Annotated in this window: 12 protein-coding genes; 8 read left to right on the top strand and 4 right to left on the bottom strand. The window is 64.0% G+C overall.

Annotated elements, in window-relative coordinates; translation table 11 throughout:
* Nucleotides 1-60: 60 nt before the first annotated feature.
* From ACVJGD_RS24465 to ACVJGD_RS24485, 5 genes are all read left to right on the top strand, one after another.
* Nucleotides 61-2,100 carry a TRAP transporter permease gene (locus tag ACVJGD_RS24465; RefSeq protein ID WP_456636708.1) on the top strand — a complete coding sequence of 680 codons (2,040 nt, stop codon included), beginning with the start codon at nt 61-63 and terminating at the stop codon, nt 2,098-2,100.
* 16 nt (nt 2,101-2,116) lie between these two features.
* Nucleotides 2,117-3,154: a TAXI family TRAP transporter solute-binding subunit gene (locus ACVJGD_RS24470; RefSeq protein ID WP_456636709.1), complete on the top strand. Its 1,038-nt coding sequence runs from the start codon at nt 2,117-2,119 to the stop codon at nt 3,152-3,154.
* 99 nt (nt 3,155-3,253) lie between these two features.
* Entirely contained in the window at nt 3,254-4,261 is a 1,008-nt protein-coding gene (locus ACVJGD_RS24475; RefSeq protein WP_456636710.1) for a Bug family tripartite tricarboxylate transporter substrate binding protein, read from the top strand.
* Between the two features lie 97 nt (nt 4,262-4,358).
* Entirely contained in the window at nt 4,359-5,531 is a 1,173-nt protein-coding gene (locus ACVJGD_RS24480; protein WP_456636711.1) for a lactonase family protein, read from the top strand.
* Between the two features lie 441 nt (nt 5,532-5,972).
* Complete coding sequence (locus ACVJGD_RS24485; RefSeq protein ID WP_456636712.1) at nt 5,973-7,190, top strand: EAL domain-containing protein; 1,218 nt, start codon at nt 5,973-5,975, stop codon at nt 7,188-7,190.
* Nucleotides 7,191-7,214: 24 nt separating this feature from the next.
* Here ACVJGD_RS24485 and ACVJGD_RS24490 read toward each other — a convergent pair whose 3' ends face one another.
* Nucleotides 7,215-7,643 (bottom strand): hypothetical protein, encoded by a 429-nt coding sequence (locus ACVJGD_RS24490; protein ID WP_456640357.1) that lies wholly within the window; start codon nt 7,641-7,643, stop codon nt 7,215-7,217.
* Between ACVJGD_RS24490 and ACVJGD_RS24495 the strand changes: the two genes are divergently transcribed.
* The 3 genes from ACVJGD_RS24495 (at nt 7,626) to ACVJGD_RS24505 (ending at nt 9,490) form a co-directional block, all read left to right on the top strand.
* Nucleotides 7,626-7,895: a hypothetical protein gene (locus tag ACVJGD_RS24495; RefSeq protein WP_456640600.1), complete on the top strand. Its 270-nt coding sequence runs from the start codon at nt 7,626-7,628 to the stop codon at nt 7,893-7,895. The genes ACVJGD_RS24490 and ACVJGD_RS24495 overlap by 18 nt on opposite strands.
* Nucleotides 7,896-7,927: 32 nt before the next feature.
* Nucleotides 7,928-8,218: a hypothetical protein gene (locus tag ACVJGD_RS24500; protein ID WP_456640358.1), complete on the top strand. Its 291-nt coding sequence runs from the start codon at nt 7,928-7,930 to the stop codon at nt 8,216-8,218.
* A 96-nt stretch (nt 8,219-8,314) separates the two neighbouring features.
* Complete coding sequence (locus ACVJGD_RS24505; protein WP_456632918.1) at nt 8,315-9,490, top strand: IS110 family RNA-guided transposase; 1,176 nt, start codon at nt 8,315-8,317, stop codon at nt 9,488-9,490.
* A gap of 439 nt (nt 9,491-9,929) precedes the next feature.
* On the opposite strand, the gene ACVJGD_RS24510 is transcribed toward ACVJGD_RS24505, so the two are convergent.
* The 3 genes from ACVJGD_RS24510 to ACVJGD_RS24520 form a co-directional block, all read right to left on the bottom strand.
* Nucleotides 9,930-11,123, bottom strand: a complete 1,194-nt coding sequence (locus tag ACVJGD_RS24510; protein WP_456636713.1) for a hypothetical protein — start codon at nt 11,121-11,123, stop codon at nt 9,930-9,932.
* Nucleotides 11,124-11,166: 43 nt separating this feature from the next.
* Entirely contained in the window at nt 11,167-12,147 is a 981-nt protein-coding gene (locus tag ACVJGD_RS24515; RefSeq protein WP_456636714.1) for a Bug family tripartite tricarboxylate transporter substrate binding protein, read from the bottom strand.
* A 250-nt stretch (nt 12,148-12,397) separates the two neighbouring features.
* Nucleotides 12,398-13,021, bottom strand: coding sequence for an NUDIX hydrolase (locus ACVJGD_RS24520; protein ID WP_456636715.1), 624 nt, complete (start codon nt 13,019-13,021; stop codon nt 12,398-12,400).
* Between the last annotated feature and the right edge of the window lie 34 nt (nt 13,022-13,055).

Raw genomic sequence — 13,055 nt, forward strand, 5'->3', positions numbered from 1 at the left:
ATGCGCCGCCCGCCCAATATCCCGGCCAGCCGGGCTACATGAGAGCGTTCCGGAGGAAGCATGACCACAGAAGGCCGACCGTCAGGCAAATCGCCGCCCGATGACGACGTCGTCCCCATCTCCGAGGAGGCGCTGCACAAGGCGGAAACCTTCGTCGAGGCCGAGGAAGGCGCGACCAACCGCCTGATGGGCTGGGCGGGACGCATTTCGACCACCATCGCGGTGGTCATGAGCCTGTTTCATCTTTATGCGGCCTACGCGATCGTTCCGACCCAGGAACTTCGCTACACCCATGTCGCCTTCACGTTGGTGCTGAGCTTCCTGCTGTTTCCACTCGCCACGCGGTTTCGCAACCGCGTACGCTGGTGGGACATCGTGCCGGGCATCGTCGCGGTCGCAACCATCGTCTATGCATTGTGGGGCGGCGAGGATTTCACCGACCGCGCCACCACGCCCGACCGCCTGGATGTCATCGTCGGCATTGTCTTCATCGTGCTGCTGCTCGAGGCGACGCGGCGGACGACCGGCCCCATCATGCCGGTGGTGTCGCTGTTCTTCATCGCCTATGCGATGCTCGGCCCGCATTTGCCGGCGCCGTGGACCCATCGCGGCTACGACCTGTCCCGCCTGGTCGGCCATCTCTTCATCACCCTGGAAGGCATTTTCGGCGTCGCGGTCGATGTGTCGGCCACCCTGATCATCCTGTTCACGATCTACGGCGCATTCCTGCAGCAATCGGGCGCCGGGAAATTCTTCATCGACTTCTCGCTGGCGCTGATGGGCGGCAAGCCGAACAGCGCAGGAAGGACGGTCGTGCTGTCGTCGTTCCTGCTCGGCGGCCCTTCGGGTTCGGGCGTCGCCACCACCGTGATGATCGGCACTGTAGCCTATCCCATGCTGGCCAAAGCGGGCTTCGAGAGAAACGCCGCCGGCGGATTGCTGGCGGCCGGCGGCCTGGGCGCGATCCTGTCGCCGCCGGTGCTGGGGGCCGCCGCCTTCCTGATCGCCGAGTTTCTCAAGATCAGCTATCTCGACGTGATCTGGATGGCGACCATCCCGACCTGCCTCTATTACATGTCGCTGCTGTTCATGGTCGAACTGGACGCCCGCAAGTTCGGCGCCAAGGACGTCAGCTTCACGCCGGAGCTGACGCTCGGCCAGATGACGAAGCGCTACGGGTTTCACTTCATCTCCCTTGCTGCCGTGGTCGTGTTCATGATCATCGGCTATTCGCCGTCGCTGTCGGTGTTCTACGCCATCGTGGTCACCTTTGCGCTGAGCTTCCTGCGAAGGGAAACGGCGCTGGTACCCTCGAAGCTGGTGAAGGCGCTCGCCGACGGCTCGATCGGCGCGCTCAATGCCGCGACCACCTGTGCATGCGCCGGCATCGTCGTCGGCATCGTAACGCTGACGGGCCTCGGCCTCAAATTCTCGTCGATCGTGATCAGCTATGCCGGCGGCAGCCTGCTACTGACCGCGCTCTATACCTCGCTGATCGTCTGGATCATCGGTCTCGCGGTGCCGGTGACCGCCTCCTACATCATCTGCGCCGTGATCGCGGCGCCGGCGCTGATCAAACTCGGCGTGCCCGATTACGCCGCGCACATGTTCATCTTCTACTACGCCGTGCTGTCGGAGGTGTCGCCGCCGACAGCGCTGTCTCCGTTCGCGGCTGCCGCCATCACCGGCGGCGACCCCTACCGCACGACGCTGCAGTCGTGGAAATACACGCTGCCGGCTTTCCTGGTGCCGTTCGTGTTCGTGCTCGACCCACAGGGCGTCGGTCTGCTGCTGGCGATTCCCAAAGGCGGTTCGTGGATCGATATCATCGAAATCACGATCAAGACGACCATCGGGCTATTGGCGCTCGCCGCGTTTGCCCAGAATTGGGCGCTGCGACAAAATACGCCGGTCGAGAGCGGCCTGCTTCTGCTATCCGGATTGCTGCTGGTGTTTCCGAGTTTGATCGAAGCGATCATCGAATGGATGATCGGTCGCGATATCAGCTACACCTACGTGCCCGGTCTGATCATCGGCCTCGGCGTGTTGCTGTGGCAGGCCAGAACGCCGACGCCGACAAGACCGGCGCTTACGATTTAGTCAGGGAGTGATAGAAATGAAGACAATGAAAAAGACTGTGGCGATACTGGCTGTGACGATTTCGGCCGGTCTCGCTTTCGCCGGCATCGTCCATGCGCAGCAGAAGACGATGTCGATCGGGACCGGCGGCACCGGCGGCGTCTACTATCCGCTCGGCGGCGCGGTCGCCAACGTGCTGTCGAAGAACCTTCCCAACGTGCAGGCCACCGCCGAGGTCACCGGCGGCTCGGTCGACAACCTCAAGCTGATCGGCACCGGGCAGAGCGAAATGGGCTTCACCATGGCCGATGCCGCGCTCGACGCACTGCAGGGCCAGGACAAGTTCAAGAACAACAAGGTGCCGCTGCAGGCCCTCCTCGTCGTCTATCCGAACCGCATGCATGTGGTGACCGTCGAAGGTACCGGCATCCAGACCATGGCGGATCTCAAGGGCAAGCGCGTTTCGACGGGTTCGCCCGGTAGCGCCACCGAAGTGATGGCGTTCCGTGTCATCGAAGCCGCCGGCCTCGACAAGGACAAGGACATGAAGCGCGAGCGGCTCGGCGTTGCCGAATCCGTCAACGCCATCAAGGACCGCAAGATCGATGCCTTCTTCTGGGTCGGCGGCATTCCGACCGCGGCGGTGACCGATCTGGCGGCGACCCCCGGCATCAAGATGAAACTGATCGACCACGGCGACCTGGCCGAGAAGATGAACGCCAAATACGGCAAGCTCTATTCCCCCAGCACGATCAAGGCGGGCGCGTATCCGGGCTACGACAAGGACAACTCGATCACCGAGGTCTGGAACCTGATCGTCACCGGCGACAAGATGAGCAACGACGATGCCTATACGATCGTCAAGACGCTGGTGGAAAAGAAGGCCGACATCGTCGCCGTGCACAAGGAAGCCGAAAGCTTCTCGCTCGACAACCAGCGGCAGGATCGCTCCCCGATCCCGTTCCATCGCCGGCGCGCTGAAGTATTTCAAGGAAAAGGGAATCGGCGGCTAACTTTTTTTGTTTTGAGGCGTTTTCTTCACGCGAGGTATCCACTTCGCTCGAAAACGCTATAACAACCCTCGACCACAATCCTGACCACCGCCGAGCGGCGCCATCGTGCGCCGCTCGGCTTTTTCGGCGGCTGCCCGCCCGCATCACTCAAGGACCTCAAGATGCCCTCTTCGACCGTCGCCTCGTCACATCCCAGCCGCCGCTCGCTTCTGAGCGGCGCCGCCGCGCTCGCCGGCGCATCGCTGCTGCCGCGCCTGGCGCGCGCCGCCGAATGGCCGACGCGGCCGGTCAAGCTGTTGGTGCCGTTCGCCGCCGGCGGCACCACCGACATCCTGGCCCGCGTGGTCGCGGCCAAGGTCTCGGAGGAGTTCGGCCAGCAGTTCATCGTCGAGAACAAGACCGGCGCCGGCGGCAATATCGCGGCCGACGCCGTCGCCAAGGCCGACCCCGACGGCTACACCTTCCTCGTGGGCACGCCGGGCACGCATGCGATCAATCCGTTCGTGTTCAAGAACATGCCGTTCGATCCGCTGAAGGATATCGCGCCGGTCATCATCATCGCGCGGGTGCCCAATCTGTGTTCGGTCACCAACTCGCTGCCGGTGAAGTCGGTCGCCGAGTTGATCGACTACGCCAAGTCGAAGCGCGGCGAATTGTTCTACGGCACGCCCGGGCTCGGCAGCACCGCCCATGTTTCGACCGAGCTGTTCCGCTCGATGACCGGCGTCGAGATCACGCACGTGCCGTACAAGGGCAGCGCTCCGGCATTGACCGACCTGATCGCCGGCCGCGTGCATCTGATGATCGACAACCTCCCAGCCGCGCAGCCCTTCGCCGAGGCCGGACAGATCCGTCCGCTTGCGGTGTCCACTTCCAAGCGCTGGTCGCTATTGCCCGATCTTCCGACGATCGCGGAGGCGGGCGTGCCCGGCTATGAGGCCGCCTCCTGGTTCACGATCGCGGCGCCTGCGAAGACGCCGAAGGAGATCATCAACCGCCTCAACGCGAGCATCGACAAATTCCTCAAGACCGAGGACGGCGTTGCGCGCCTGCGCAAGCTGGGCGCCGAACCTGCCGGCGGCTCGGCCGAAGACATGCAGGCTTACGTGCTGGCGGAGACCGAGAAATGGGGCAAGGTCGCCAAATTCGCCGGCATCAAGCCGGAGTGACGACGTCAGTTCGGTCATTGGCAACGATCCTGTTCCCTGCTTAATTTCGCTGCGCGAAACCGGCCCGCCAGCGGCCGGCGCAACCGGGAGAACGCCAATGCCTGCTTACCGCGCCGTCGGACTATCTTTGGGAGCTGCAGTCCTGCTCTGCAATCTCGCCTTCAATCCTGTCCATGCGAAGCCTTTCATGATCGTCGGACTCGACGAGAAGCTGTTATGGGATGACGATGGAAAACCGATCCTGTCGGCACCCGGCAAGGACCAGGTTCTCATCCTCGACCTCGCCAATCCCGAAAATCCCAAGACCGTCGCCTCACTGCCGCTGAAGAATTCGGTGGTGGGGCCGCCGGTCAATCTCGACATCGACCCGACCGGCTCGATCGCCCTCGTCGCCGATTCGGTCGATGTGACCAAGGACGGCGATGCGTTAAAGCAGGTGCCGGACAACAAGGTCTATGTCATCGATCTCAAGGCCAACCCGCCGAAGCTGGCAGCGACTGTCACCGTCGGCAAGCAGCCCTCAGGGCTCAGCATCAGCCCGTCCGGCAAGATGGCGCTGGTTGCCAATCGCGGCGATAGTTCCGTCAGCGTGCTCTCGATCAACGGAAGCGACGTCAAGGTCGCCGATACGATCGCATTGCCCGACAGCGTCGCCCACGTGGCGTTCACGCCGGACGGCAAGCGGGCGCTCGCCGTCCGCTTCCCCGCACACAAGGTCTCCGTGCTCGATATTGACGGAGACAAGGTGACCTACAACAAGGTCGATCTGCCGACGGGTCAATGGCCATACAATGTTGCGGTGACGCCAAATGGCAAGCTCGCACTGACGTCCGATAATGGCGGCGCCGGTTCATCCGACGGCAGCGTCGACACCACGAGCGTGATCGATCTCGAAGCCAATCCGCCGCGCATCATCGACCGTGTGGTGGTCGGCGACGGTCCCGAGGGCTTTGCGATTTCGCCGAAGGGAGATCTCGCCGTCGCCGCCATCTTGCGCGGCTCAAACATGAAGAAAGCGTACTACTATCAGAAGAACGGCAGCCTCACGGTGCTGAAGATCGACGGCAAGAAGGTGACCAAGACCCAGGACATCGAGGTCGGTGGCTTGCCCGAGGCGGTCGCGTTCACGCCGGATGGCAAGTACCTCCTCGCGGGAAATTACCTGACCCAGGATTTCTCGATCCTCAAGGTCAATGGTGGCAAGGTCGTCGACACCGGCAAACGCTTCAAGGTGCCGGGTCACCCGGCTTCGGCGCGCATGGGACACTGAGCTCGCGCGTCACGCGGGTGTCGTCGTCACCCGCGTGACGTGGTCTGCCCTCGACGAGTCCCAGGCAGGCCGGCATCAAGCCGGAGTGACGATACCAGCAGCACGGATCGCGCGAACGAGATTCTCAAAACGGGAATTGATCACAACGGCAACGACAAACAACCACAGACCTTAACGTATGCTGCCGCCGCGAAATGGCGCGGCGGCGCATCATGAGACCGTCGTGCGAACGCGCTTCACGCTGAATGACATCGGAGCACGGTATTGCCGCCGCCACGCGCTGATTTTTGCAATCGACCCATGATTACAATTTTAGCTTTATTTGCCTCTTTAACCCTACCTAAGCATTCATGGGGATTTGCAGGAAGCGTCCTCAAATTTCCCGATTAAGGCCGCCACGGAGATGTACGAGTCAAATCGACATCACGGGAAAGGGCGGGCATGAATCAAATCACCCCCAAGGAATACGCACGACCCGGCTGGTTCGGTCATCGCAAATTGACGCCGCGGGCCTGCGTCGCCGACAGCAAGAAGCACCTTCGTACCTTCCTTTCCGACGCTCTCGAGGATCTCGGCTTCATCACCTCGGAGTGCGGCGAGGCCACCGAACTGGACGGCGTGCTGGACGAGCATCGACCGGACCTGCTTGTGCTTGGTGTCTCGGTGAACGGAATCGAGGTCGGCAGGATTCTGGAGGTTCTGGTCAGGAAGAATTTCGCAGGCAAGGTTCTCGTCATCGGCCCGCCCGAGTCGATTATGGTAAAAGCCGTCAGGCAAATTGGCGAAGAATACGGCGTAGCCATGCTGCCGCCGCTGGCGACGCCGTTCGGCGCAGGCACGCTGCGTGCCAGCGTCGCGATGCTGCTGCCGCAGGAGCCCGCGCCGAGCCCCGCGGTCGATGTCGCGGAGGCGCTCAAGGCCGGCTGGCTCGAATTGTGGTACCAGCAGAAGATCAACCTGCGCACGCTGGTTCCGGCCGGCGCGGAGGCTCTGGTCAGGATGCGGCATCCGGCGTGGGGCGTGGTGCCGCCGGCCTATTTCATTCCCGATGAGAGCGATCCGCATTTCCATGCGTTGTCCGAATTCGTGGTCGGTCGCGCCATCGAGGATTGGCATTACCTGCTGGAGCAGAAAGGACCGGTGGATCTCTCGATCAACCTGCCGGCGTCGTTCCTGAGCGATCCGCATGCCGTACGCGAATTATGCCGGCGCGTGCCGCAGCATCCCGCCTTCGGCGGCCTGCTGCTCGAGATCGCCAGCGCCGAGGTGATCGAGAACCTCGACCTGCTGGTCGAGGTGGCGCGGCAGGTGCGGTTCCACAACATCGCGATATCGGTCGACCAGGTCGGCACGGAGTGGCCGTCGCTGATGGGGCTGAAGAGCTTTCCCTTCGTCGAACTGAAGATCGATCATCAATTCGTCACCGGCGCCGCCGACGACCGGCTGAAGCAGACCGTGTGCAAGCACGTCGTCGAGCTTGCCCACGACCATGGCGCACGCGCGCTCGCCCAGGGCGCCGAGACCCGCGCCGACTTCCTCACTGCCCATGCGGTCGGATTCGACCTGGTGCAGGGCTATCTGTTCGGCAAGCCGATGGGGGTGAAGAAGTTCGCCCGCTCGCGGCCCTCCCCCGCCGCGAGCGCCGAAGCGAAATCGTGACGTTCCCTGCGGCCGTCCAGCGGCTCACTGGAACGTCATGTCGATGCATTTCGAGATGTCGGAGCCGAGCCCGGAGGAGATGATGATGCAGCCGCGCACCTTCTGGACGTTGTTGTCGCTGGCCCAGACCGAATAGCCGCCGGGGCCGAAGAACGAGTTGGTGTTCGGCGGCTCGGTTTCGGTGGCGTCGAAGGAGTAGTTGCCGTCGGTGTCGAAGATGCGCGGCCGCTTGGTGCAGCCGCCATCGGCCTGCACGTTGATGACCTCCTTGTTGTCGCGCGTCAGCGCCAGCGAGACCTGGCAGCGGAAGTATTCCGAGGTCTTGGTGTTGAACAGATAGGCGTAGGACCTGCAGGTCGCGGTGTTGAGCTTGCCGGCGGACAATCCCCGGCTGCAGGCGATGCGCTGGTTGTTGGAGAGCTTGAATTCGTCGGCATGAGCCACGCTGGCCATCGTCATGAGCGAGAGCGCAATACCCAAACCGATAATCATGCCGGGGTTCATTCGAATCATCCCTATCGAGCTTTTCGCAATCATGCGCTTGTAGATGGAAACGGCAACATAGTCGCGCAGCAGAAAATCACAAACCCGCAGGGTGGTGCGCGTGATGCCGCAGGGCACTTCCGTCGTATTGACGGAATAACGGCGTTCGTGATTTGTTCAAGCAAGGGCGCCGGTTTCGGCAACGATGACTGGGGAGGATGATCATGACTCGGTTTCAGGCCAGGATCTTTTTGATGGCGACCTTTTTGATGGCGGCGGCGCTGACGACACTGGCCGCTCCTGCATTCGCGCAAGACGCATCGCCCACGCCCTGGGAGCTGAAGTCCGACATGGGCTACGCCTATGGCAAAGACGGCTCGACCCTCGCCTACAAGTTGGGGACCAACAATGCCGGCCTGCTGCTCAAGGGTGCGAAGAAGGTGCCGAAGGGTACGTTGTTCTTCGTCGGCCAGAACGGCCAGCTCTACATGCGCTCCGGCCCCTATCTCGAGGGCGACGGCAAGTTCATGTTCGGATCGAACTGAGCGGCGATGCCGCCGTAGCCTGTAGATTCCATGGGGCGGTGAGCGCGCCCTTTCCGGTAGGTTTGGGTTTCCACACTCGAACCATCGGAGAGTCTGATGCAAGCATTGACCAAGAACACGCCCACCGCCGGGCATTGTGGCACGATTTTCGTTGCGATCGAACTGAGTCAGAAGACGTGGCTGGTGACGCTGCACAGTCCGGATCGGGACCGGATATCGCGCCACAAGCTGGAAGGCGGCGATCACGCCGGGCTGCTGGCGCTGATCGAGCAGGTCAAGGCCCGGGCGACTGCGAAGCTTGGAGCGGCGCCGCGGGTGGTGAGCTGCTACGAGGCTGGCTATGACGGCTTCTGGCTGCACCGGCTGCTCGCGGCGGCTGGGATCACCAACTTCATCTTCGACCCGGCGAGCATCGCGGTGGAGCAACGGGCGCGGCGGGCGAAGACAGACCGGATCGATGGCGAGCTTCTGCTGCGCACCTTGATGGCTCATTTGCGAGGCGAGCCGCGGGTGGTGCGGATCGTCCGGGTGCCGAGCGTGGCCGAGGAGGACGCCCGGCGCGCCAGCCGCGAACGCGAACGACTGGTGAAGGAGCAGACGGGGCACACCAACCGGATCAAGGCGCTGCTGCGCCTGTTGGGCATGGCGGCCGGCACCTTGCGACGACGGACCTGGCTCGCCTGGCTGGAGCAGCAGCGGGACTGGCAAGGGCAGCCGCTGCCGCCGCAGCTTCTGGCCGAAGTGAAGCGCGAGCATGCCCGGCTGATGCTGGTGCGCGACCAGCTCAAGGCGCTGGAGCAGGCCCAAGTCGCTACAGAAGTCGCGGCAGAAGTCGCGGCGGAAGCCGCCGCGGCGCCGGCGCCGATGGCGAAGCGACGGGATCAGTTGCAGCAGCTCAAGGCGCTCGGCCCGGCGTTTGCCGCGACGCTGGTGAACGAGGTGTTCTACAAGGACTTCCGCAACCGGCGCGAGGTCGCCAGCTATTGCGGATTGGCGCCCAGTCCCTGGCAAAGCGGCAGCATCGATCGCGAGCAGGGGATCAGCAAGGCCGGCAACCGGCGCGCCCGCCACAAGACGATCGAACTGGCCTGGCTCTGGCTGCGCCATCAGCCGGACAGCGCGCTCAGCCGCTGGTTCCGCACCCGCACCGAAAACGCCGGCAAGCGCGCCAAGCGCATCGCCATCGTCGCGCTGGCGCGCAAGCTGATCGTGGCGCTGTGGCGCTATCTCACCACCGGCCTTGTTCCGGAGCAGGCCGTGATGAAGGCCTAGCACCGGACCACGCCACCAGGGCGAGGCGGCTCCGCGCCGCGCGCCCCGTACAGGATGGATGATGACCGTGCCACCCAGGGGCCCAACCAGGCCGCTTTGTAGATGGGTCTCATCCTCTTGGCTTCCTCGCCGCAAGCATGCGGAATGTGGGTACGGATCAGCCGATCCGACCGGATATGAGGTGATGCAGTGAGCTGCAGAAATCTTCGGAAGCCAATCCTCGCCCGGGGCCCGGTCGTCGCGCTGCGCTACGCATGGCTCCGCGCGCCGCCCTCTCACTGCAAAAACCCAACCCGCACCGGTTCAAGAGCCTTGACTCACAAAGCCCCATATGAGGGTGGGCAAAGCGCAGCGCGCCCACCATCCACGGTCGGTGCAAGGAAGGTGGGCACGCTTCGCTTTGCCCACCCTACGGCCCTTTCGGGGGAGGATGAAGAGGCTAAAACACCGACGCCAGTTCCTTGGCGCCGGGCTTGTTGCTGTTGAAATCCATCAGCTCGTCGGTGACGGCGAGCAGCTTTGCCACCGTGTTGTTGCGGATCGCGACCGGGTTGCGCTCGTAGCCGCCGCGCTGGAAGAAGTTCGACGTCGGCACCTTCTCGCGCATCGCCTGCGGCATCGTGACCATGTCGAACCCCGTGCCGTCTCCGGTGAGATTCATCATCTCGAGCTCGGCCGCGCTGAGCGGGCGCGTGTAGCCCTTGGTCCGCGCGAAGATGACCGATGTCAGCAGCTTGTGGGTCTGCAGCATCGGGCCGACGTCGATATCGAGCACCATGGCATGGACCGCCCAGCCCTGCGGGGTGCTCGCGAGCCGCTCGTGCGCCGACCAGTCGTCCGGCACCGTGCGTGCGAATGCCACCATCCTCTTCAGCACCGCGACCTTGTGATCCATCGCCCTGCGCGCGGGACCGGACAGCGTGGCTGCCTTTTGGGTCAGCGCCTTGATGAACTCATGGCCCTGCTGGGCGATCAACTCGACGCTGTTGGTGGTGAGCAACTGGTTGTAGCCGATCGCGGTCGAGATCGCCCTTGTGCCGGGGCCGCGGTAGCCCGACTGCATGTCGTGATTGCCGCTGCCACCGGTCTCGAAGGAATAGACCCGGACCGCCTGCTCGCGCGTCAGGCCGGCCGCAAGCGCGTAGCGGGCATAGGCGCGCTTGAACTCGGCCTCGCTGGCCGGCCGTTGCGGCGTGAACTGAAACTGCTCGGCGGCGGCTTTCAGGAAATCGGCGACGAGGGGAATGGTCTTGCGCGGACGCGACGGTTCCTCTTCCTCCGGCTCCGGGCTCACCGGCCGTTTCGGCCCGGTATAGGCCGGCGGCTGGGCGAGCACGTAGTCATCGAGCGTGATCTGCTGCCGCTCGCGCCGCTTGGCGTTGCGGGTGCGCCGCTTCTCGGAGATCGCGCTCCAGTAGGCGCCTGCCTCCTCCTCGAAGGCGGCGCGCGCCTCCTGATATTCCCGCAGCTTGCGGCGATATTCTGCGATCGCCTGCGGCGTCGCGGCCTGCGCCATCGCATCGGCCGTGGATGCCGAAAGGGTGGCAGCCTCGATCGCCACGGCCTCCGGTGCGCCCGCGAACAGCGCGAGCGCGACCAATCCGGAGAAACGGCGAATCAATGGCAGGCGCATGCTCTCTTGTAGCAAGCCCGGCTGCGAAGTCAGCCCCGGAACCTTACTCCGGCTCGACGCCGCTGGCCTTCACGAGCTGCGCCCACTTCTTTTCATCCTTGTCGATGAAATCGGCATAGTCCTCGGGCGAGCCCGGCGTGATTTCGGTGCCATCAGAGCCCAGTTGCCGCTTCACCTCGTCCGAGGCGAGCGCATCGCGCAACACCTTGTTGAGCTTGTCGATGATCGGCCGCGGCGTGCCGGCCGGCGCGGCAAGGCCGTAATAAAGCGACGCGTCGAAGCCGGGAACACCGGCCTCGGCAATCGTCGGCACCTCGGGCAGCAGGCCGGAGCGGGCCAGGCTGGTCACCGCGAGCGCGCGCAACGTCCCCGCGCTGACATTGGCGTGGGAGGCCGGGATCGGTGCAAATGCCATCGGGATGTGCCCGCCAATGAGGTCGACCAGGGCGGGACCCGTACCCTTGTAGGGAATATGCACCAGCGAGATTCCGGCGCTGCGTGCAAAATATTCGCCGGTGATGTGGCTTGCGGTGCCGGCGCCGGCCGAGCCGAAACTGACCTTGCCGGGATTTTGCCTGGCATAGGCGATCAGCTCGGCAACGCTTTTGGCAGGGAACGACGGATGCACGACCAGCGAATTCGGCGCATTGCCGATCATGCCGATCGGCGCGAAGTCCTTGCGCGGATCGTAGCCCGCCTTCTTGTAGAGCGACGGACCGATCGCGAGCGTCCCGGTATAGCCGAGCACCAGTGTATAGCCATCGGGATCGCTCTTGGCGACCGCCTTGGTGCCGACCGTGCCGCCGGCACCGGGGCGGTTGTCGATGACGATCTTCTCGCCGAGCAGCTCGCTCATCTTCTCGGCGATGCCGCGGCCGACGATGGAGGTGCTGCCGCCGGGCGCGAAGGGGATGACGAGCGTGATCGGCCGGTTCGGATAATCCTGGGCTTGCGCCGGCCAGAATGCTGCGCCGACAGCAAGCGCTGCGATGGCGGCGCAAAGTCGTTTCTTCCAGGACAGCATGTCCGAAAGCCTCCCCTGACGTTTGTTGTTATGGCGGCATTGTCGCCCAAATGCCTGGCGCCAGCAACCAGACTTCCAATTCACCCGCTCGGCAACGATGGTGGCCACCGCTATTGGATCCTCATCCTGAGGAGCGCGCAGCGCGTCTCGAAGGATGAGGCCCCGCCGGTGGCCTCGCCCTTCGAGACGACCGCTGCGCGGTCTCCTCAGGGTGAGGGGATAGGTTCGAGTGCGCGGCTCCTGTTGCTCGCTACTTCCAGGCGAAGACCGGCTGTTCGAGATCGGCGACGCGGGTGTCGCGGCCGGCCAGCACCTCGCGGAACTGATAGATCAAGGCGGCTGTCGGCGCGTGGATGTGTTGGCCGACATGACGGAAGCGGATCACGCGCCTGACACTTTCGGGAATGCTGGTGAAGCTGAATGCGTCGTCCGCTTCGATCGCCCCAAGCGTGATGCGATGGACCGAGGCGACCTCGTCCGGATTGGGCACGATCGGCGTCCGCGTCGAGACCCATACCACGACCGGCGTGATGAGATAGCCGGAGCGGGTCGGATAATCGTCGAGCACGCCCAGCACATCGCCATCATCGACGCGCAGCCCGAGCTCTTCATGCAGCTCGCGGAGCGCCGCTTCCGCCTGCGTCTCGCCGGCGTCGCAGCGTCCGCCGGGCAGCGCCCATTGCGCGCTGTGGCTGCGCAGGCCCGCCGCGCGGCGCGTGAGCAGGAACGCGGTCTCCTCACGCTCGCCCTTCGTGAGCGCGATCGCGACCGCCGCGCGTTTGAGCAGCGGCGCGGAATCATCCGGCATGCGCGTGAATGCCGTACAAAGCTCTGCGATATTCCGCCGGGTGGCATCGTCAAATGTGCGGGCCATTGACCTTGACTACAACAGTCCCGCGTTCGATGAA

The organism is Bradyrhizobium sp. USDA 10063 (assembly GCF_054063735.1).